Here is a 22,663-nt window from a genome sequence, read left to right on the forward strand (position 1 = left end):
AAATCCAACCTCTATTTCTTTAAGACCTCGGCATTAATTATTTTCTCCTGATGATTTATTGATTCCTGGTGTATAGCTTTAAACATGCGAAGAACAAATTCTTCACTCAATCCTTTAGATTCCCCCTCAAGGATCATTTTACCCAATATTGCATTCCAACGGTTCGTTTGAAGAACGGCCACATTGCGCTGCCTTTTTAATTCACCAATCCCATCAGAAACTTTCATTCTTTTGCTAAGAATGTCAATTAGCTGATTATCAATAATATCAATCTGGGTGCGGAGATTATTAATTTTTTGGTTGTATTCTGCTTCCTCATCAGTTTCCTTTCTAATTTTTAGGTCTTCCATGATTTGCACCAATCTTTTAGGAGTTACTTGTTGCGCAGCATCGCTCCAGGCATTATCAGGATCATGATGTGTTTCAATCATTAATCCATCAAAATTCAGATCTAGAGCAGTTTGTGAAATATCAAAGATCAATTCCCTATTGCCACTAATATGTGAAGGATCATTAATCAAAGGCAGGTCTGGAAATTTAGTTTGCAATTCAATAGCCATTTGCCATTCCGGGATATTCCGATATTTGGTTTTCTCATAGGTAGAAAAACCCCGATGTATTACCCCTAACTTTTTAATATTGGCCTTTGATAATCGCTCCACGGCACCCATCCATAAGGATAGGTCTGGGTTTACCGGGTTTTTAACAAGAATAATTTTATCTGTACCTTCCAAAGCGTCTGCAATTTCCTGAACTATAAATGGGCTAACTGTAGAACGTGCGCCTATCCAAAGCAAATCCACATCATGTTCCAATGCAAGATCAACATGAGCCCTGTTGGCCACTTCTGTAGCTGTCTTAAGACCGGTTTCTTCTTTTACTTTTTGTAACCATTTGAGACCAATAGCTCCAACTCCTTCAAAGTTTCCGGGCCTGGTTCTCGGTTTCCAAATACCAGCGCGATAATAGTTTACATCTGTATCTTTAAGCTCATGGGCTATTCCCAATACCTGATCTTCAGTTTCTGCGCTGCATGGTCCTGCAATTACCAGAGGATGTGATAAATTCATATTATCTAACCATGATCTTAAATTTTTTGAATTCTCCATTATTATCTGTCTTTATTATTTTGGTATTCCTTTTAATATTGCTTTTATCTTATTTGTATTGTCCATTTCTTTATAGATGCCTTGAAAATTATTATCAATTAGTTTTTGTTTAAAGGTTGCCAGATTCTGAATATATTCATCCAATGTCTCTATGACATTTTCTTTATTTTGTTCGAAAATAGGGGTCCACATGGCTGGTGAACTTTTTGCTAATCTAACCGTACTTTCAAAACCACTGCCCGCCATGTCAAAAATATCCCGCTCATTTTTCTCCTTTTCAATTACCGTTTTACCAAGCATAAACGAACTTATATGTGACAGGTGGGAGACATAGGCAATATGCTTGTCATGTGCTTCTGGATTCATGTATCTTATTCGCATGCCCAGGCTGCTAAAAATACTCAAAGCCCTTTCCTGGAGTTTAAAAGCTGTTTTTTCTACTTCACAAATTATATTTGTTTTACCTGCAAACAGTTCTGAAACAGCAGCAGAGGGACCGGAAAATTCGGTTCCTGAAATAGGGTGACAAGCCAGAAAATTTCGTCTTCTCGGATGATCTGCTACTATCCTGCAAATTTCAGACTTTGTAGACCCTGCATCTATGACCAATGAATCGTCACCAATGACATCCAATATTTTAGGAAGTTCCTCTACAATAGCATCCACAGGGATACTAACTATAACCACATCTGCCTCAGATAATTCTTTTGAGCTCGCTATACCGTCTATAATTTGCAGCCTAACAGCTTCTTCAAGATGGGCTGCACTTGCATCCATCCCATAGATTGACACCTCCGGATACTTGCATCTCAGATCCCTGGCCATTGAACCCCCAATTAATCCGATACCTACTATTATTACATTCATCCTTTTAACTTAATCAAAACAAATATCCGGGTTAAGTTGGATTGCATTGTAATATTTCGGATAAAATCCCTTAAACCATCGTCAATGAGCCGATTGTTCTTTTAACTTATAACCCTTTACGCTATTCACAATTCTTAAGATATGCCTTTACTAAATTCCAGTTCTTGTTTTTATTCTGTTTAACAGCTTAAAACCTTTCGATAGCCTCTTTTATCTTTGATTTTCCCACACAAAGTGAAAATCTGATATAACCCTCTCCATTGCTTCCAAAAATAGTCCCAGGTGCAATAAAAATGTTTTTATCATGTAATATTCGATCTATAAAATCTTCTGAATTCGGTGATCCATCCGGCAGTTTAGCCCACACAAACATCCCTACAGCATTAGTGTCATAGGTGCATTGCAATTTATCTGCCAATTGAAACATCAACTTTCTGCGAGCTTTATATGTGGTATCTAATTGATCAAACCATTCCTTTCCACTTTTTAATGCCTCAATAGCACCTTTCTGAATACCATAGAACATTCCGGAATCCATATTGCTTTTAACTTTTAAAATCGCATTTATATTCTCTTTATTTCCCAAAACCATTCCAACTCTCCAACCTGCCATATTGAAAGTTTTGCTCAAAGAATTGAGTTCTAAAGCTGTATCCTTGGCTCCCTTTATACTTAAAATGCTCAATGGACTCTTACTTAAAACAAAACTGTAAGGGTTGTCATTTACCAATAAGATGTTATGCTCTTTCGCAAAGGCAACCAGTTTTTCCAATTGAGAAGAATTTGCCATAGCCCCAGTGGGCATATGCGGATAACTTACCCACATTAACTTTACACCAGACAAATCTTCCTGCATTAATCTTTCTAAATCTGGGAACCATCCGTTATCAGCAACAAGGTCATATTGCCTTGGAACTGCTCCGACCAATTTTGTAACTGACGTATAGGTGGGGTAACCCGGATTGGGAATTAATACCTCATCACCCTGATTTAAAAAAGCCATACTAATGTGCATTATCCCTTCTTTGGAACCCATAAGGGGTAATATTTCTTTAGAAGGATCTGCATCTACATTAAATTTTTCCTTGTAAAACTGCGCTATTGTTTCTCTTAGTTCAGGAAGCCCCTGATAACTCTGGTACTGATGGGCGCCCGCATGTCTTACAGATTCCTGGAAAGAAGTAATAACAGCTTCAGATGGTGGAAGATCCGGACTACCTATACCAATATTTATTATTGGTTTTCCCGCAGCTGCCATTTCTCTGACTTCACGTAATTTTTTTGAGAAATAATACTCCTCTATGGTCTGTAAACGATCAGCGGTTTGTATCATAAACGAGCATTTTTATATTCACCTAAAACCTTGAAATCTTCGGACATGATATCCATTAATGATTTCGCTTTGGCAAAATGATTGTAATCATCAAAAGTTATATCCACAAAAAATGCATATTTCCATGGTGTTTCAATAATTGGTAACGACTGTATTTTGGTCAAATTCAAATTGCAATCACTCATAACATTTAGAACCGCAGCTAAACTTCCTCTCTTATGATCCGTAATAAAACGTATGGAGGCTTTGTTGATCTCTTCTTTTGGCATTTCCTTATTCTGTGTCTTTACAATGATAAATCTTGTGGAATTATTCTTTATGGTCTGTATTTCGGGTTCAATAATTTTTAAATCGTACAGATCTGCAGCCACTGCCGGAGCAATGGCAGCTATCCCTTTCAACTGGTTTTCTTGAATTTGTTTTGCTGTTTCGGCAGTATCAACATCTTCAACCATTTTTATATGGGGTTGAGACTTTAAATACTCTCTACATTGTAATAGCGCCATTGGATGCGATCGAACTTCCTTAATGTCTGACAATTGCTGCCCATCTAAAACCATCAAATTGTGATGGATATTCAGATAATATTCCCCAATTATGTGCAAATTATTATGATACACAAGGGCATAATTAGGTATTATTGATCCTGCAATTGAATTTTCAATAGCCATTACACCCTTATCCGCTTGCCTATTAAGCAATTGGTCTACTAACGTATGAAATGACATGCATTCCACTAAATCTATATCATCCCCAAAATAATTCAAAGCCACCTGATGGTGATTAGAACCTTTAATTCCCTGTATGGCTATTTTTAAACCCATATAGTTAAGTTTCTTTCAAAAAAAAATCCCGTATTTCACGGGACCTTATCTGATATATTGTTCACAATATTCTAAAACAGTCCCGTACTTCTTTTAAAAAAGAAATAAAAATAGAAACCATTCCAAAAATAATTACGAGTCATTTTCCTATAAATCTGTGGCTAAGGTAAATATTAAATTTAAAAATCGATGTTTATAAATATATTTTTTTGAATATTCACAATATCTCCGATTTCTTTGCGGATAATTACTTGAATGTAAATTTTTTTTGAGAATTTATCATTACTTTAAGCCAGGTCATACTTCAAATTCCAGAATTTTTTAATGGATTGATTAAAATTACATAAATGAAATTCCAGCTTAAACCTGCAATGTTTATTTTTACCAAAAATTTAGCACATGTCTTTAAAGGTCATAAATATCTCTAAGAGTTTTGGTTCGCAAAAAGCACTGAATAATGTGTCGTTTGAGATAAAAAAAGGGGAGATTGTAGGTTTCTTAGGTCCAAACGGAGCAGGGAAATCTACCATGATGAAGATTCTGACCACTTACAGTAAAGCCGACAAAGGCGAAGCTTTGGTAAATCAATATGACGTTCTCCTGAAGCCGAGAGAGGTACAAAAATGTATAGGTTATTTACCGGAACATAACCCGCTCTATAAGGACATGTATGTAAAGGAATATCTTGCTTTTAATGCCGAGGTTTATAAAATATCCAAAAAAAGAATAAACACAGTAATAGAACAAACCGGTTTGAGCCCGGAAGCCCACAAAAAAATTGGCGCATTATCTAAAGGATATCAACAGCGAGTGGGCCTTGCCTCTGCTCTTCTTCATGATCCGGAAGTACTTATTTTAGATGAACCCACGACAGGCTTAGATCCTAATCAACTTATTGAAATTAGAAAACTTATTAAGCAGATAAGCAAAGAAAAGACCATCCTGTTATCAACTCATATTATGAAAGAAGTAGAAGCTGTTTGTGACAGGGTACTTATTATTAACGAGGGAATTTTAGTGGCAGATAAAAAACTTGCCGATCTAAGGGAAGAGAATGAACAGATAATAGAAGTTGAATTTGATTATCGTGTGGAAGAGGCATTCCTGAAAAGACTACCGAACGTTACCAGCGTGGTTAATACCGGCGGGTTTATATACGAAATTACCTTTGACACTTCTAAAGATATGAGGTCAGTTGTTTTTGATTTTGCCCATGACAATAAACTAAAAACGCTGCAACTCAGTCGAAAGAATAAAAATCTGGAAGGTTTGTTTACTGAATTAACCGGCAAATGAATCAGTTAGTCATCAAAAATTAACCTCCCTTTATAGAGTTCCTGCACTTCTACAATATCCGGACGATTATAACTCCGAACATCCCCGGTCCCCCTAATTGTTCCTCTTAATGACTCCAGTGGATTAATTAGTATATCATTGCTTCCTCTATGATTTACAATAACATTTGGAACTACTAGTGCTGCCGCTTCAACTCTGGAATCCCCGGCTGCAACAACCACACTAAAATTTTCAGAACTACCGCGTAATTTAAAATATGCGATACCGTTAACTACTACATTTACACTCTGTGATGCCAATTCCAAGTTAAACGCACCATCTGTCGTCAGGTTTTCAGGGTCATTAAAGCTCTCAGAAATAAGAGTAATCTGAGGATAAGCCAACACCCCATCACTAACTGTAGAAAAGCCTGTATTACTTCTGATTTCTGTGATATTTGGCGCTGTTACATAAAAAGTAGTAAGGCCGTAAGGCCTGAAAAAATTACAATTATTAGTGTCGGTTAGTAAAAGCCTCCCGTCCTTAACTTCAGCATTTACCTGGTTACGCAAAAATTCCCCGGTTTCAACTTCTACTGATATGGTACTTCCCTCTTTAAGGACCAATTTGGTATTTTCATTAACTGTTATTTTTGTAAAGTTTTCTACCGGAATCGCATCACGTATGATGTCCCCTGCGTTTTGGAAGCAATCTGGCACACTATCTCCATTGCAACTTATCAAAAAAATGAATCCAATGGCCATCATCGCTTTCATATATATACTTTTTAAATACTTCATGCCTTAAACAAATTTATTGCCTGTAACTTCTATAAACGTATGCCAAGTCCAAATTCTACCGCTTCGGCTGCAGCACCATGGGATTTTAAAGTAACTGCTCCAAATAATTTTTTTCCAAAATAATATTTTAAACCAATTCTGTTATACACTTTACCTTCAAAATCAAAAGGATAATAAACATAATAACCCAGCTGAGCAATTGCACTTAATTTAGAAATATAGAGTTCATATCCCAGGAACATCCCCACTCGTTTATAATCTGTATCAGGGTCAACATCCAACTCAGGAAAAGCAATGGATTGGTAACGAATAAGTTCTTTTAAAAAATTTGAAAAAAACGTATCCGCTCCCAGCTGTATTCCACTTTTTCGGGATAAGCGCTTGTCTGCATAAACCGAGAAAATATAAAATGGAAACTGGCCCGAGTTAAGTACATCACTCTCATTGATTCCTGATCTAAAAACCAGATTAGCCTTAATGGGTTGTGTGACCTTCGTCTTTTCGGGGTTTTTTATATAAACCATTTCCTCATTCCCATCTAAATCATAGATAAGTCCTGCATTAAAAGCAAACGTATTCGTAGATGTGTTAGGCGCTTTTACATTTGCATTGGAATAATGAATAAGAGATATTCCTGCTTTAAAGCCCAAACCTTTAAATATTTGTTCTTTATGATAATTGAGCATTATATACGTAGCACTCATGATATGTGAACCATAAGCATTACCCCTGAAATTTTCATTCTTATCGTACGGATTAGTGTTATAGGCTAAGCCCTGACCAATTCTGAATTGCATATTTCGCTTAAAGAAATAAAAATTATAATGTGCGTACAAACTATAATTTTTGCCTAAGGTTTCATCCCTCATATCCTGATAAATAAATGAAATTCCGGTATCAGGATAGTTATATTCCTGATGCCATTCCTTAGATCCAAAATTTTTCTTATTAAACCCAAGAATAACCCCTGCAGGATGTGCATTTATTAAATGAGAAATATCCGGGTTGTGAAGAAGTACAGAACCATAAAAGGGATTGACATCTATTGTAAACCTTTTATGTGTTTCTTCTTTTTGGGAAAAACACCACACACAGGAAAGTAGGCATGCGTAAAAAAATCTGCTGTCCATTGGGTGTAAAAATAGCAAATAATACGAGTAATTAATTCTGAATTTCAAGGGATAACTTTAGAGAATTGAAGAAAGGCGCTTATTACAAATATTGATATTTATTCTCGCGGTATCTCGTTGCAGTTACGTTGCTTTTAAAGGAATCTATATTGAGTCAATATACAATTAAAACACTGCTTGGGCAATGGCTTTAATATTATCCGACTTACCCATGGAATAATAATGCAACACCGGAACTCCTGCCGCTTTTAATTCTTTAGATTGCTCAATTGCCCATTCAATCCCAATTTGTCTTACTTCCTTATTATTCTTACAAGTTTCTACTGCATCAATCAAATCCTGTGGGAGATCAATTCTAAATACCTGAGGTAACAATTGCAAATGCCTTTTGACTGCAATCGGCTTTATTCCGGGAATTATCGGTACGGTAATACCCATATCTCTAGCCGCTTTAACAAAATCAAAAAACTTTTTATTATCAAAAAACATTTGTGTTACCACGTAATGGGCTCCAAGCTCCACTTTTTTCTTTAGCCATTTTAAATCTGTTAGTAAAGAAGGAGCTTCCATGTGTTTTTCGGGATAACCGGCTATACCAATACAAAAATCTGCACAATAATCGGTTTCCACAACCTCATGTAAATACTGTCCACAGTTTAGGTTATGTATTTGTTCTACGAGTTCTGATGCGTATACGTGCCCCCCCTTAGAAGGTTCAAAATACTTTTCTTCTTTCAGCGCATCTCCCCTAAGAGCCATGATGTTGTCTATCCCCAAATAATGACAGTCTACCAATAAATATTCCGTTTCTTCTTTTGTAAATCCACCACAGAGTACATGTGGAATGGTATCTACATCATATTTGTGCTTTATTGAAGCACAAATCCCGACAGTACCGGGCCTCATTCGTGTAAGTTTTTTATCTAAAAGGCCATTTTTATCTATATAAATATACTCTTCCCTGGAAGTAGTTACATCTATAAAGGGTGGGTTGAAGTCCATTAAAGGATCTATATTATCGTATAGCTCCTGTATGTTTCTACCCTTAATTGGAGGAATAATTTCAAAAGAGAATAGCGTATTCCCCTTAGCCCTTTCTATATGTTCGGTAACTTTCATTTATGCTTACTACTTTTCAATATTTTTAATTCAATTATTTTTGAATATCTATTTTGTAATTCCGGAAAACTGTTGATTTAGCTCACATCCAACAGGATATTTCACTTAATCATCTGCTATATTTGGAGCAAGCCATTTCCTGGCTTTATCCAACTTAATTTCTTTTCTCCCTGCATAATCTACAAGCTGGTCTTCTGTTATCTTACCCAATCCAAAATATCGAGCATCCGGCTGTGCAAAATAATATCCACTTACACTGGCCGCAGGGAACATAGCCAGGTTATCTGTCAATATAACTCCAATCTCCTTATCCACATCCAGTAATTCCCAAATGGTCAATTTTTCAGTATGATCGGGACAAGCCGGGTAGCCCGGTGCCGGCCTTATTCCCTTGTACTCCTCTTTTATTAAATTTTCATTGGAGAGTTGTTCTTTGGCTGAATATCCCCAATATGTTGTTCTTACTTCTTTATGTAAATACTCAGCAAAGGCCTCGGCAAGTCTGTCGGCCAATGCTTTGATCATAATAGCATTGTAATCATCAAGATTTTTCTCGTATTCTTCAGCAAGTTCCTTCGTGCCAAAACCGGCAGAAACGCAAAAACAGCCTATATAATCCTGTAATCCTGATTCTTTGGGCGCAATAAAATCTGCCAGGGCTATATTTGGAATACCTTGTCTTTTTTTGGATTGCTGGCGCAGAGTCCTAAAAACAAAAAGCCTATTTTCCTCTTTTTTGCCAGCAGTTTCGGTATTTAAAGGGTGAGCAATTACTTCAATATCATCATCATTAATGGTATTAGCGCAAAAAAGTCCGAAAACCGCTTTTGCAGTCAGTAATTTTTCCTTGAAGATCTTTTTCAGCATTGACCGCGCATCTTCATATAACTCCGTAGCCTGGTCACCGACAATTTTATCGCTTAATATTGCGGGATATTTTCCATGCAAGTCCCAACTTCGGAAAAATGGGGTCCAATCTATAAATTCTTCTAAAAGTTGAAGGTCCATATCCTTTATGACCTCTATCCCTAAATTATTGGGTTTTATAATATCAGAGGAATCCCAGTCTATATGAAACTTATTCCTTCTTGCTTCTTCCAGACTTAGGTATTCCTTTTGTTTCCCTCTACTTAGAAATTTCTCCCTAAACGAAGAATAGTCAGTTTTAACCAGTGCCTTATACTCATCTGCAGAATCTTTCTGTAAGAGGTTGCCTAGCACTGTTACGGCCCTAGAGGCATCATTTACATGCACTACGGAGGCACTGTAATGTGGGTCAATCTTTACTGCAGTATGTGCCTTACTTGTTGTTGCCCCGCCTATTAATAAGGGTATGTTAAACCCCTGGCGTTCCATTTCACGAGCCAGATGAACCATTTCATCCAGAGAAGGGGTTATAAGGCCACTTAACCCTATTACATCTACCTGTTCTTCTTTAGCTTTTTGAATTATTTTTTCAGGTGGAACCATTACGCCCAAATCAATAATTTCATAATTATTACAAGCCAGTACCACACTAACAATATTCTTGCCTATATCATGTACATCACCCTTAACCGTAGCCATTAAGATTTTACCTGCAGACTGTGATACACTGTCTTTGTCCTCTTCAATATAAGGCAATAAATAGGCAACTGCTTTTTTCATTACCCTTGCAGACTTAACTACCTGTGGTAGAAACATTTTTCCACTTCCAAAGAGATCCCCAACAACATTCATCCCTTTCATTAAATGACCTTCAATTACCTCAATAGGCTTTGTGACGGCCAATCTTGCCTCTTCCATATCGGCTACAATATATTGGTCTATTCCTTTAACCAAAGCCCGGGTAATTCTTTCCTGAAGCAGATCTTTTCGCCATGAATCATCCACTTTGCTATCCTTTGCTTTACCCACCACAGTTTCAGCAAAATCGAGCAGACGTTCTGTGGCGTCATCCCTTCGGTTTAATATGACATCTTCAACCCTATCCAATAAATCTTTTGGAATATCGTCATAGACTTCAAGTATGGCAGGGTTAACAATTCCCATATTCATACCGGCTTGAATAGCATGGTACAAGAAAACCGAATGCATAGCCTCACGAACTGGTGTATTGCCTCTAAATGAGAAAGATACATTACTCACCCCACCGCTAACACTGCAATAAGGAAGGTTTTTCCGTACCCAGGCAGTAGCTTTAAAAAAATCTACAGAATTCTGTTTGTGCTCCTCCATTCCGGTTGCAACAGGAAAAATATTAAGATCAAAAATGATATCTTCAGGTGGGAAATTTACCCTATTTACCAATATATCATATGATCGTTTGGCTATTTCAATCCGTCTCTCAAAATTATCTGCCTGGCCTTTTTCGTCAAACGCCATGATTATTACTGCGGCCCCATAAAGACGAATTAATTTTGCCTGGCGTATAAATTCTTCTTCTCCTTCCTTTAAACTAATAGAATTGACAATACATTTTCCCTGAACAAGTTGTAATCCGGCCTCAATAATCTCCCATTTTGAGCTATCTATCATTATAGGAACCCGTGCTATGTCTGGCTCGGCCATTACCAAGTTCAAAAACCTGATCATGGCTTGCTTTCCATCTATCAGGCCATCGTCCATATTTATATCAATAATCTGGGCTCCACCTTCCACCTGGTGCCTGGCTATGTCCAGGGCTTCCTCATATTTTTCTTCTTTAATTAATCGAAGAAACCTTCTTGAACCAGCAACGTTAGTTCTTTCCCCAATATTTATAAAATTGCTTTCCGGAGTAACAACCAGTGGTTCCAGACCAGCCAACTTAAGAAATCTTGGTTTTGAAATGGAACCGATACCAGCCACCAGTTCATTCTCTGAATTCAATTCTATGTTAGTTTTATTACTCATTTTTTACAATTGAACTCCTTCTGTATCAGAAAAAATAAATTTTCTAGGTTTATAGTCCTTTGACAATTCAGCAATTGCTGTAATATGTGCGGGTGTAGATCCACAGCATCCTCCAATTATATTTACCAGGCCTTTATCAAGGTATTCCTTGATTTCTTCAGCCATCTGATCAGGCGTTTGATCATAAGTTCCAAAAGCATTAGGTAAACCTGCATTAGGATGTGCTGAAATAGCAGCTTCTGTGCGAAACGCAATAGCGTCTAAATGGGGTACTAACTGCTTTGCTCCCAGAGCGCAATTAAATCCAACAGACAATAAAGGAATATGAGCTATAGATATTAAAAATGCTTCTGCGGTCTGCCCGGATAAAGTTCGCCCCGAGGCATCTGTAATTGTGCCGCTAACCATGACCGGCGTTTGAATATTACATGCCTGTTTTACCTCTTCAATGGCAAAAAGTGCGGCTTTTGCATTAAGTGTATCAAAAATTGTTTCTACCATCAGGATATCTACTCCTCCATCCAGCAGGGCTTCCACCTGTTGTTTGTAAGCTAATCGCAGTGTATCAAATGAAACTGCCCTAAAACCAGGATCATTTACATCTGGAGACATACTTGCAGTTTTATTGGTTGGACCTATACTTCCGGCTACAAACCTTTGTTTATCTGGCTCCCTTTTGGTAAACTCTTCGGCTACCTGCTTTGCTATTTTGGCGGACTCATAATTAAGTTCATAAACCAAATCTTCCATATGATAATCAGCCATGGCAATAGAAGTGCCAGAGAATGTATTCGTTTCCACAATATCTGCACCTGCTTCAAAATATTTTCCATGAATTTCAGCGATAGCTTCTGGCTGGGTTAGCGTCAATAGGTCGTTATTACCCTGTAGTGGAAAAGGCCAGTCTTTAAAACGGTTTCCCCTAAAGTCTTCCTCCGTAAATTTATAACGTTGCAGCATGGTACCCATAGCACCATCCAGTATCATAATCCGTTCCTTTAGTATATCCTGTATTTTCTTCATATGTTTCCTTTTTTTTAGGAATTACATCGCTTCAATTGGCATGTTCGCCACACCTAACCATTAACATTTAGAAAAGGCATAATCAACATCTTATTCTTAAATGTGATTGTCGGACTATTCTATAAATATTATCAAGAAAAAATAGGTAAAGACTATAGCCTTTACTTTGTGTTATCTAGCCTTAATTGCCGTAAACAAGCAACATAGTGGTAGAATGTAGCACCTTCTTTATAGTTAAAGGGTTGCTAAGGTTTCAACGGGTCTAGTCCCTCCACCTTTCTTGATAACAATGTCAATGTTGTAATGAACTTGTGCAAAGAAACGCCACGTGTCATTTAAAAACAAGGAAAATTTACTTTTTTTGGCTTGAATTCATATTTATCGAGAGGTCTATTGAGATCTTTCTCTTTACTTTCAAGCATAAATATGGTCATTACTAAACCTCACCATCAGACTACTATAAAATACTTATTTATTTCTTTTTGCCGTAAACCAGTACTTCTAATTATGCCTGCTAAAGACTGCCTGCAAATCAAAAATGGAAACAGAGTTATTTTTCAATATTTGAAACCAAAGTCTGTGTTACTTCATTCATTTTATCAACCTTCTGTTCAAAATTTCCTTTAATTGTTTTTCGATATATATTTAGATTCTGAACCATCCTGCTAATATCTTCCGGTATAACCTCTTCAAAAAATTGTCTCAACCTCTTTGCGGTTGTGGGAGATTTACCGTTAGTAGATATAGCTATCTTAACATTCCCCTTGGTAACAATCCCACCCATATAAAAATCACAGTAAGGAGGATTGTCCGCAACGTTTACCAGTTTATCCATACTTCTGCAATCATTATAAACCTGTATGTTAATATCAGGTTTATCTGTGGTAGCAATAACCAAATGCTTCCCATTAAGAAATTCAGTATTGTAAGTGGTTCTGATAAGTTCCACATTATAATTTGCAGCTAACTTTAAAGTGTTTTCTCGAAACAAAGGGGATACCATAGTGATTTTAGCATCCGGACTGGACTTAGTTAAAAAGGACAGTTTTTCTTCCGCCACATTACCCCCTCCTACTATCAAAATATGGAGAGATCCTGTCTTCAAAAAAATGGGATATAAATTATTCCTTTCCATTATTTTGTGATTTGAAATTGATGTTGGTGGCTTATCTGAATTATTTGGGCTCTTTGGTTAACTACTTCGCCTATGACAATGATCGACGGGTTGGTTAATTTCTGTTTTTGAACTATACTTTCTATAGAATTAATTGTTCCAATGCCAATCTGTTCTTCTTCTTTTGTTCCATTTTGAATAATTGCAACGGGAGTATCTGATTTGTTCTCTTTAATAAATAATTCTACAATAGCTGAGAGTTTTGACATGCCCATTAATATGATCACTGTAGCATTTGATTTAGCAGCGAGGTAAATATCTGCTGAGAGTTTATGTTCTTTTGTAGTTCCTGTAATTACCCAGAAACTCTCTGCAGACCCACGTTTGGTAACAGGGATATTCTGAATTGCTGGAACTGCAATACATGAAGATATCCCGGGTACTATAGCTACTTCCAGACCATATTTAGCTGCATAAGTCATTTCCTCTGCCCCACGTCCAAAAACAAATGGATCACCACCTTTTAATCGCACAACATGTCCCTGGCTTTGTGCTCTTTGCACTATTAATTCATTAATCTGATCTTGCTGAAAGGCATAACAACCTTTTCGCTTGCCTACAAAAATGCACTCTGCTTTGAAGGCATATTCTAATAAGGCGCAATCTACAAGTGCATCATAAAGAACCACGTCAGCATCCTGTAATGCTTTAATTGCCTTCAAAGTTATGAGTTCCAAATCTCCCGGACCTGCACCTACGACCGTTAACCTGGCTCTTTTATGCATTTGTAAGTTCAAGTTTTCTGTAGGATTCTACTTTATTTAAAAAATTCTCAGCATTGGTCAGATAACTTATAGCGAAGGCCTCACTTGGTTCATTTTTATTTAATTGCAATACCAAATCTTCGAATGAGGAATTCAGTGCTATTCTACCATTTTCTATAAAATGCATGTTAAAATCCTTTATAATACTGGTATGGGTATTTGTTTTGGTTTTTTCGGCAGTTAAAAGTGCTTTCGCCGTATTTACCATAGAAGAGTATGAATAATAAATACTTGCAGACCACTTTTGCATGTTAATAGCTTCTTTCGCATTTTTTATCTTTTCATCACTTTCAAATAATAATGTAGCTATTAAATCTATTACCACTCCTGCGCACTCACCTATTCCTATCGCTTTTTGATAGCGCTTATTACTTCCCCAATCCAAATAATCCGCAGGAGATAAATTTTCTATATCTGCAAGTGGCTTAAGAAGTTCATAAAAATAATATTCACCTTTTTCTGCATAATAAGCCTCATAAGACGCTCCTTTGCCATTGACCTCAAAATCATTGAGTATTTGTCTGAGTGCTTCGGGCCCTCGTTTACTGGGAATCTTAATAACCTTATCTGCAAATAAACCCCGGCCATTTCCTAAATTACCTCCCCCAAGTAATACCTGCAAAGCTGGAGCCACCAGCTTCTCCTTAGTGCGTATAGACATCCCCTGAAAACCAATATTGGCCATTGAATGCTGACCACAGGCGTTCATGCATCCACTAATTTTTATGACCACATCGGCATTGTTTACATATTGGGGGTACTCTTCCCTGATAATGCGCTCTAATTCCGAAGCTATCCCCGTACTGCTTGCAATTCCAAGGTTACAGGTATCGGTACCCGGACAAGCTGTAATGTCTAATGCCTTATTATAGCCGGCATCTGCAAATCCCATTTTCTTAAGCTCGGTATAGAAAAATGGAATCAGGGATTCCCTTACATGAGGGATTAATATATTCTGTCTTAATGTTAAGCGAATTTCACCCGCCGCATATTTTTCAACCAAATCCGCTAACAATCTGGCCTTATCCGTATAAAAATCCCCTAACATTACCTTTATACCAACAGCTACATATCCGGATTGTTTTTGTAAAACCAGGTTAGTTGTTTTCCATTGTTCAAAAGCTTTGTTATCAACTATAATTGCATCATGAGCCTGCTTATTTGAAATTAGCACCTTGGGATAAGTACTACTATCAATAGGGTATTTTTTAAAAGGGACCGCTTTCTTCTCCGCAATTAATAAGTCTTTAAAGGCTTCAAGCCCAAAATCCTTTAAAAGAAACTTTAATCTTGCTTTAGCCCTGCTCTTTCTTTCACCATATCGGTCAAAAACTCGAACTACAGTTTCCATCATGGGAATAATTTCATTGGCAGGAAGAAAGGAAAACAGCTCATCTGCATGACGAGGTTGAGATCCCAGGCCACCTCCCAGCATTACCTTAAAACCTTTAACACCTTCCCGAATTTTGGCGATAAAACCAAGGTCGTGCATATACGAAAGTCCCGTATCTGCATCACTTGAAGAAAAGGAAACCTTAAACTTACGGCCCATTTCCTGACCTATTGGGTTTCTTAAAAAATATTCAAAAACGGCCTGAGCATAAGGTGAAACATCAAATGGTTCATCCCTGTCAATTCCGGCTGTTTCACTAGCCGTAACATTCCGGACAGTATTACCACATGCTTCCCTAAGTGTTACGGAATCCTTTTCCAGTTGTGCCCAAAGTTCCGGGGTGCGTTCCAGGTCTACATAATGAATTTGAAGGTCCTGCCGGGTTGTAATGTGCAGTCTTCCTGTAGAATACTCATCTGCAACATCTGAAATCCTGCGTAATTGCCTGGAGCTTACCTTACCATAGGGTAATTTGATACGTATCATCTGAACTCCCGGTTGTCTTTGTCCATATACACCACGGGCCAGGCGCAGACTTCGGAATTTTTCCTCATCAATAGAACCTCCTTTGAACTCCCTTATTTTTTTCTCGAGTTCAATGATGTCCTTCTCTACAACGGGATTTTCTATTTCGGTTCTAAAACTTTGCATAATATTATTACCTATATTTCCTATATATTTTATAGATTAAACTAAACCAAATGGTCTTAATAATATGTTCCAATTACTCTGTAGACCGGTAGTAAGCTTTTCTTTTTAGTGTTCTAGGTGTGTAAACCGCACTCCCTGTTTTCTAAAACTTTTGTCGGATCAAAGTAGTTGTGTTCGTTTGGCAGCCCTCGTTCATTTAAATAGGCATCCAGGCGTGTGTCATTCCAATGATAAAACGGACTTACCTTAAGGACTCCTTCCTTACTTAAGCTTAAAATATTTAATGTATCTCTTAAAGCTGTCTGGCCTTTTCTAAGGTTCGTAAACCACACATCTGGTTTGTGTTCTGCCATTGCTCTTCGGAAAGGTTCCAGTTTCACCTGTGCTGTAAATTCTTTATGCTTCGGGTCATCAATATCCGGTATCCCCATTACCGCATCTCTATGTGCAGTGGTCTGCCTGGGAACAAACAATTTAATATTTAAATTCAAACCAGAGATCAATTCTTCTGCGTGTTTGTATGTATTGGGTGTATTATATCCGGTATCGCACCATATAACCGGAATATCCGATTTAACCTCAGTAACCGCGTTTAATATGGCCACTTCATACGGTCTGAAGTTGGTAGTAACTACAGATTTGGAACCATAAAGAATCGCCCAAGAAATAATCTCTTCAGGAGGTATTCCTCTAAAATGATTATTTAAATGTTCTATATCCTGCGTAGACAAACCCATATCTTATTTTTTAAAGTTAAAATTACCTCCCCCATTTAATAGTGTTCCACAAGCGTTCATGTAAAAAATACAGGACCATCTTTGTGACCAATTCTACTAATCCAATAGAAAATGCAGAGAAAGTTTACCTGTAATAATCCATGATATTATTCTGAAATCTAATGTTCCGATAACACGCCAGCTAATAGACTTTGCAATGCTTCGTTTTGGTTGTTCAGAAGCGCTATCTGTTTTATAGCTGCTGCTGGCCGCTTCATTATTAATTAAAAATTGGTCTGCAATCATTTAATTTCTATTATCCTATCGATTTAATAGAGTAATCAAAAATAGAATAATATTTCTAAGTAATATGTTAATTATTTTCAAATATTACTTTAAGTCTATAGTTTTAGTAGATTTGTTAAAAAACCAGATAATTATTGCGAATGATTCAGTAGTATATCAAAGATTTTGAAAAATTTTTATTCCGATATAAGATCAGCGAGGGTATTATTTCTATATACTTCCAGAACACTGTCACGTACCTGAAGCATTAATTTGTGGACAGCGCATTTATTTTCATCCGGGCAGTCGTCACACTTTTCATAAAAGTTAAGGCTTACACAAGGGACCATGGCAATTGGTCCTTCCAACACACGAATAACAGTCGTCATATGAATTTCACTGGGGTCCTTTAGCAAATAATAACCGCCTCCTTTTCCCTTTTTTGATCCTAAAAAGCCTGTGTTACGCAAAGTCAGCAAAATACTTTCTAAAAATTTTTGAGAAATGTTCTCATGTTCCGCAATTTCGGAAATCTGAACTGGCTCTCTTTTACTTTGTAATGCCAAATAAGTAAGGGCCTTTAATCCGTATTTTGTCTTTTTAGAAAGCATGATGCGAAGATAGCTAAAATAGGAATATTCCCATTTCTCATATCTTATCCAACGCTTGTTCTATATCACCAATGATATCATCAACGTGTTCCAGGCCAACAGAGACTCGCACCATACCATCAGTTATTCCACATTCCAATCTTTCTTCCACAGATAACTTGCTGTGGGTGGTAGATGCGGGATGCGTAACTATACTTCGAGTATCGCCCAAATTGGCTGATAGAGATAATAGGCCAATAGAATCAAAAAATTTCTTTCCTGCATCAATTCCTCCTTTTATCTCGAATGCGACCACACATCCTCCGGCCTTCATCTGTTTTTTGGCAAGCTTGAATTGAGGGTGGGATTTTAAGAAAGGATATTTGACCCAATTAACACTTTTATTGCCTTCCAAAAATTCGGCAACCTTTAGTGCATTTTCACAATGCCTGTCTACTCTTACCCCCAAAGTTTCAAGACTTTTAGACAGAACCCATGCATTAAAGGGAGATAATGCAGGGCCTGTTATTCTTGAATACCGGTAAATCTGATCTATTAGATCTCTTTTACCAACCGTAATACCAGCCAATACCCTACCCTGTCCATCCATGAGTTTTGTGCCCGAATGAATTACCAGATCTGCCCCAAATTTTATGGGTTTTTGCAAATAAGGAGTAGCAAAGCAATTATCCACAATCATTATTAGTTTATGTTTTTTTGCAAACCTTCCCAGTGCTTCAAGGTCCAAAATATCAACACCCGGATTTGTTGGGGACTCAGCAAAGAGTATTTTGGTTTTTGGTGTAATTAGTTTTTCCAAATTTTCTAATTCCCCAATTTTAAAATAGCTATGGCTAATATTCCATTTTGGAAAGACCTGAGTGAAAAGGCTGTGGGTTGAACCAAAAATACTTCGTGCTGAAATAATATGATCACCGCTGTTTAACAAAGCGGCAAAGGTTGAAAAAACAGCCGACATCCCCGAGGAGAATGCAAATCCATCCTCTGCGCCTTCCATTTTACATACTTTTTCTATAAACTCTGATGAATTAGGGTTAGAATATCTCGAATAGATATTTCGCTCTTTTTCTTCAGCAAAGGAAGCCCTCATATCTTCACTATCCTCAAAAACAAAACTGGATGTAAGGTATATTGGACTTGAATGTTCTAAAAATTTTGAACGTTCTATTTGGGTCCGTATCGCTTCAGTTTCAAACTTTTTTTTATTCATCTTTTTCTATTAGCAGGATTATTCAAAAGATTATCATATTTTTTCTGCTATACGTAAAATATCCCCAAAAACCCCTCGAGCAGTTACGGCTGCACCAGCTCCTGCACCTTGAATTACCAATGGATGTTCGCCATATGACTCCGTATAAATCTCAATAATGGAGTCCGAGCCTTTAACCTGTCCCAAGGCACTTTCCTTAGGCACTGAAACCAGTTTTACTTCAAGTTCTCCTTTCTCTTTCTGTAAATCGCCATACAAATCGCCAACATAACGGAGTACATGATTCGGCTCCTGGCTGTCCTTTATTTTACTAAAATAATCATCAAGGACTTCAAGTTCATTCAAGAATTCCTGCACATTTCCATTTCGGAGAGATACCGGTATAAGATTTTGGATTGAAATATCATCAAATTCATTTTCGAGTTCCAGTTCGCGAGCTAATATCAGCAATTTTCTGCCCACATCGTTACCAGATAAATCCTCTCTTGGATCGGGTTCTGTATATCCATTTGAAATAGCGGTTTTTAAAACCGCAGAAAAAGAAATGTCTTTTTCGGAAAAAGTATTAAAAATATAACTCAAAGACCCAGAAAAAACACCTTTAATCCGTGTAATATTTTCGCCGGATAAATGCAAAAGCTTTATAGTATCTATTAATGGTAAGCCGGCACCTACATTAGTTTCATATAGGTATTGTTTCTGTTTTTTTGCCAACTCATCCCTAATCAATCTGTAGTAGTCAAATCCCAGGGTATTAGCTATCTTATTTGAGGACACCAGATCAAAGCCATTTTCAATAAAATCAAAATAATTGGCCACAAAATCCTGACTTGCAGTATTATCTATGGCAATTAGGTTTTCAAGATGATGTATTTTGGCATACTCAAAAATATGTTCAACAGTATAAGGAATGCCCTTTTCATTAATATCTTCCTCCCATTTTTTAGAAATACCGTCTTTGTTTAAGAGTAATTTTTTCGAATTAGCTAAGGCAAATACATTAAGATTAATGCCTTTTCTTTCCTCAATCCCCTTCCTCGAAGCTAAAATCTGATCTACCAAAGTGCCCCCTACATTCCCATGTCCAAATATAGCCAGATTCACTTTTTTGCTAATTCCAAAAATTTGTCCATGCATTACGTTCAGCGCTTTGTGAAGGTCTGTTTTTTTAACCACCAAGCTTACATTCTTACCTGAAATCGTATTATTAAACAATAAAGGAACTATTTGATTCTTGATTAGGGCATTATAAGGTTTATGAAAAGTGCTAAGGTCCTGCCCCACTATAGAGATGACTGATACTTCGCTTACAATAGTTATTGTATTAATATCACGTGATTGAAAATCGCTCTCAAACTCCATTTCCAAAGCCCTTTTTGCCAAATGTGCCTTTTCCGAATTAACTACCAATCCAATTCCTCTCTCAGAAGAACCCTGGGAGATGATACTTACGCTTATATTATTTTGGCTTAGGGTCCTGAAAATACGGGCATCAATTCCCACTTTCCCTAACAATCCTCTCCCCTCGAGGTTAATTAAAGCTTCATTTTCAATAACAGATAATGATTTTATTCCTTCTTTACTAGATTTAGCACTGATAAGTGTACCTTCATTTTCATTATTAAAAGTATTGAGTACCCTAAGTGGGATATTCTTTTCGATTAGGGGAATAATAGTCTTTGCGTGTAAAATGGTTGCCCCAAAATTTGCAAGTTCATTCGCCTCACTATATGACAATTGATCTATTCTTTGTGCTTCAGAAACAAATTCCGGGTTTGCTGTGAAAATACCATCTACATGAGTATAATTTTCCAATTCTTCCGCGTCCAAAAAGTTTGCAATAAGAGAAGCCGTATAATTACTGCCATTACGCCCAAGAGTTGTTGTTTCATCTGTCTCAGTAGAAGCTATAAAACCTGTTATCAATGGTACCTCATCTGGTTTTAAATTCGAAAATTCATGAATTACATTTTCCCTGGATACATCTTCCAGCAATTTGGCATCTCCGTAAGAATCATCTGTTTTTATGAGTCGGCGACTATCAAGTAATTTTGCTTTGATTCCTTCTCCAATAAGCAATTTTGTGATCAACTTACCCGATATTAGCTCACCATAAGCCAAAACCTGGTCTTTTATTTTAGCACTATAATCTCCAAGCAAAGTAACTCCTTCAAATAATTTCACCAATTCCTGAAATTCCTCTGAAAGATTTATATTTTTAAAAGTATGTTTCTGATATCTTTCAAAATTTTCAAAATCTTCCCGATAATCTAATCCCTTTGCGGCTTTATTTAATATAGCTTCCAATTGATCTGTGGCCTTTTCACGAGCTGATAAAACCACTGCAATATTTTCTCCATTTTTGACTTTATTGGTTATAATTTCCAATACCCTTCCCAAGCCTTCTCCATTGGAAAGTGACTTCCCGCCAAACTTCAAAATTTTTATTCTCGCAGATTTTCCATTAGCATCAAAAACTCCTTTGAGCAATTGCTGCATTTGTTCAAATTCAATCAAAAATGCATCATGACCATGCAACGATTGAATTTCACCATAAGTTACATTACTTTTAGCCTGAGCCAACTGTTTAAAGGTATCCTTATTCTCATTTGCTGTAAAAAAAAGATCAGAATCTACCCCTATAATATGAATATTGGTTTTACTGTTTTGAAGATTGATAAATGCATCTTCTCCTTCTCTTGTGATATCAATCGTTTTTAATAATTGATTGGCTAATTTGTAAGCTGAAAGTTGAAACCTTTCATTCAATTTTTTTCCATGATGCGTTAGCCAGCTTTCCACATTAAAAACCTGTAATTCCTCATTCGTGCTTCTTTGAAACCTTGCTTTAAAAGACTGGGGAGTTCTGTAACACAACATAGCATGCATCCTGGCATCATGGACAGGCTGCCTGGAATTTACAAGAAATTGTTCCTGAATCTGACAATTCGCAATGAGCCAATCTGTTGACTTCCAATCAGCAGCCACAGGGATCAAATGTTCCGTTAGCAATGGATTTAGCGCTGCCATTTCCCAGGCAATTCCGCCTCCTAATGAACCACCAATAAGCGCATAAACACGATCTATATTGAGCTCTTTCAATCCTTGAAGAAATATTCTGGCAATATCACCAGCCACAAAATCTTTATAATTGTCAACAACAAATCCATCATAACCGTTACCGGGGATGTTGAAGGCCAGCACGGTATATTTGTTTGTGTCAATACATTTACCATCTCCAATTAATGAAGCCCACCACCCATCTTGCCCTGCAACATTTGAATTTCCCGTAAGGGCATGATTTACTACTACAATGGGTGCAGAGTGCAACTTTTTGCCAAACAGTTGATAAGACAACTCCATATCTTGCACAACGCCGCTATACGTTTTATACTGAGGGATTTCTATTTTTTTAAGTGTTGTATTCAGGTCTTTCATGCAAGTGATGTCAATTAAAGCTGAGTAGATGTGCTTCTTATTAGAGCTAAATTCTCGACTCAGCTTA

The 22,663-nt window shown here is 37.0% G+C and carries 17 protein-coding genes, 1 pseudogene and 1 riboswitch; of the genes and pseudogenes, 1 reads left to right on the plus strand and 17 read right to left on the minus strand.

All coding sequences use genetic code 11. The features are described from left to right. Window positions 1-11: 11 nt before the first annotated feature. From Q0874_RS14140 to Q0874_RS14155, 4 genes are all read right to left on the minus strand, one after another. Window positions 12-1,109, minus strand: a complete 1,098-nt coding sequence (locus tag Q0874_RS14140; RefSeq protein ID WP_299164127.1) for a bifunctional 3-deoxy-7-phosphoheptulonate synthase/chorismate mutase type II — start codon at window positions 1,107-1,109, stop codon at window positions 12-14. Window positions 1,110-1,124: 15 nt separating this feature from the next. Then, a complete protein-coding gene (locus Q0874_RS14145) occupies window positions 1,125-1,976 on the minus strand; it encodes a prephenate dehydrogenase (RefSeq protein WP_299164129.1) in 852 nt (283 codons plus the stop codon). Between the two features lie 187 nt (window positions 1,977-2,163). Further along, window positions 2,164-3,309, minus strand: coding sequence for an aminotransferase class I/II-fold pyridoxal phosphate-dependent enzyme (locus Q0874_RS14150; RefSeq protein ID WP_299164130.1), 1,146 nt, complete (start codon window positions 3,307-3,309; stop codon window positions 2,164-2,166). Next, the gene (locus Q0874_RS14155) at window positions 3,306-4,133 is read right to left on the minus strand and encodes a prephenate dehydratase (RefSeq protein ID WP_299164131.1); all 828 of its coding nucleotides are present in this window, start codon (window positions 4,131-4,133) and stop codon (window positions 3,306-3,308) included. Before Q0874_RS14155 ends, Q0874_RS14150 begins: the two co-directional genes overlap by 4 nt. A 399-nt stretch (window positions 4,134-4,532) precedes the next feature. On the opposite strand from Q0874_RS14155, the gene gldA reads away from it, so the two are divergent. After that, a complete protein-coding gene (gene gldA, locus Q0874_RS14160) occupies window positions 4,533-5,429 on the plus strand; it encodes a gliding motility-associated ABC transporter ATP-binding subunit GldA (RefSeq protein WP_299164133.1) in 897 nt (298 codons plus the stop codon). A 5-nt stretch (window positions 5,430-5,434) separates the two neighbouring features. Here the strand turns inward: gldA and Q0874_RS14165 are convergent, their stop codons facing one another. The 13 genes and pseudogenes from Q0874_RS14165 to thrA all read right to left on the minus strand — a co-directional run bounded on the left by Q0874_RS14165 (window position 5,435) and on the right by thrA (window position 22,596). Continuing rightward, entirely contained in the window at window positions 5,435-6,208 is a 774-nt protein-coding gene (locus tag Q0874_RS14165) for a head GIN domain-containing protein (RefSeq protein ID WP_299164134.1), read from the minus strand. Between the two features lie 29 nt (window positions 6,209-6,237). After that, the gene (locus tag Q0874_RS14170) at window positions 6,238-7,338 is read right to left on the minus strand and encodes an acyloxyacyl hydrolase (RefSeq protein ID WP_299164135.1); all 1,101 of its coding nucleotides are present in this window, start codon (window positions 7,336-7,338) and stop codon (window positions 6,238-6,240) included. Between the two features lie 165 nt (window positions 7,339-7,503). After that, a complete protein-coding gene (gene metF, locus Q0874_RS14175) occupies window positions 7,504-8,457 on the minus strand; it encodes a methylenetetrahydrofolate reductase [NAD(P)H] (RefSeq protein WP_299164136.1) in 954 nt (317 codons plus the stop codon). Between the two features lie 105 nt (window positions 8,458-8,562). Then, entirely contained in the window at window positions 8,563-11,331 is a 2,769-nt protein-coding gene (gene metH, locus Q0874_RS14180) for a methionine synthase (protein ID WP_299164138.1), read from the minus strand. A 3-nt stretch (window positions 11,332-11,334) separates the two neighbouring features. Then, window positions 11,335-12,354 (minus strand): homocysteine S-methyltransferase family protein, encoded by a 1,020-nt coding sequence (locus tag Q0874_RS14185; RefSeq protein WP_299164139.1) that lies wholly within the window; start codon window positions 12,352-12,354, stop codon window positions 11,335-11,337. A gap of 168 nt (window positions 12,355-12,522) precedes the next feature. Next, window positions 12,523-12,644: riboswitch (SAM riboswitch) on the minus strand. Window positions 12,645-12,904: 260 nt separating this feature from the next. Continuing rightward, complete coding sequence (locus Q0874_RS14190) at window positions 12,905-13,489, minus strand: bifunctional precorrin-2 dehydrogenase/sirohydrochlorin ferrochelatase (protein WP_299164140.1); 585 nt, start codon at window positions 13,487-13,489, stop codon at window positions 12,905-12,907. Next, window positions 13,489-14,253 carry a uroporphyrinogen-III C-methyltransferase gene (gene cobA, locus Q0874_RS14195; protein ID WP_299164142.1) on the minus strand — a complete coding sequence of 255 codons (765 nt, stop codon included), beginning with the start codon at window positions 14,251-14,253 and terminating at the stop codon, window positions 13,489-13,491. Before cobA ends, Q0874_RS14190 begins: the two co-directional genes overlap by 1 nt. Next, entirely contained in the window at window positions 14,246-16,336 is a 2,091-nt protein-coding gene (locus Q0874_RS14200) for a nitrite/sulfite reductase (protein WP_299164143.1), read from the minus strand. The genes cobA and Q0874_RS14200 overlap by 8 nt, the downstream gene beginning before the upstream one ends. A 113-nt stretch (window positions 16,337-16,449) precedes the next feature. Then, window positions 16,450-17,073 carry a phosphoadenosine phosphosulfate reductase family protein gene (locus Q0874_RS14205; protein ID WP_299164145.1) on the minus strand — a complete coding sequence of 208 codons (624 nt, stop codon included), beginning with the start codon at window positions 17,071-17,073 and terminating at the stop codon, window positions 16,450-16,452. A 22-nt stretch (window positions 17,074-17,095) separates the two neighbouring features. Continuing rightward, window positions 17,096-17,358 (minus strand): annotated as a pseudogene (locus Q0874_RS14210) (DUF2061 domain-containing protein). 176 nt (window positions 17,359-17,534) lie between these two features. Beyond that, entirely contained in the window at window positions 17,535-17,948 is a 414-nt protein-coding gene (locus Q0874_RS14215) for an Rrf2 family transcriptional regulator (RefSeq protein ID WP_299164146.1), read from the minus strand. A 37-nt stretch (window positions 17,949-17,985) separates the two neighbouring features. Continuing rightward, complete coding sequence (locus Q0874_RS14220; RefSeq protein WP_299164147.1) at window positions 17,986-19,158, minus strand: aminotransferase class I/II-fold pyridoxal phosphate-dependent enzyme; 1,173 nt, start codon at window positions 19,156-19,158, stop codon at window positions 17,986-17,988. A 33-nt stretch (window positions 19,159-19,191) separates the two neighbouring features. Next, window positions 19,192-22,596, minus strand: coding sequence for a bifunctional aspartate kinase/homoserine dehydrogenase I (gene thrA / locus Q0874_RS14225; protein WP_299164149.1), 3,405 nt, complete (start codon window positions 22,594-22,596; stop codon window positions 19,192-19,194). Window positions 22,597-22,663: the final 67 nt, after the last annotated feature.

Origin of the sequence: uncultured Eudoraea sp., from assembly GCF_947490415.1 — a bacterium.
GTDB lineage: Bacteria > Bacteroidota > Bacteroidia > Flavobacteriales > Flavobacteriaceae > Eudoraea.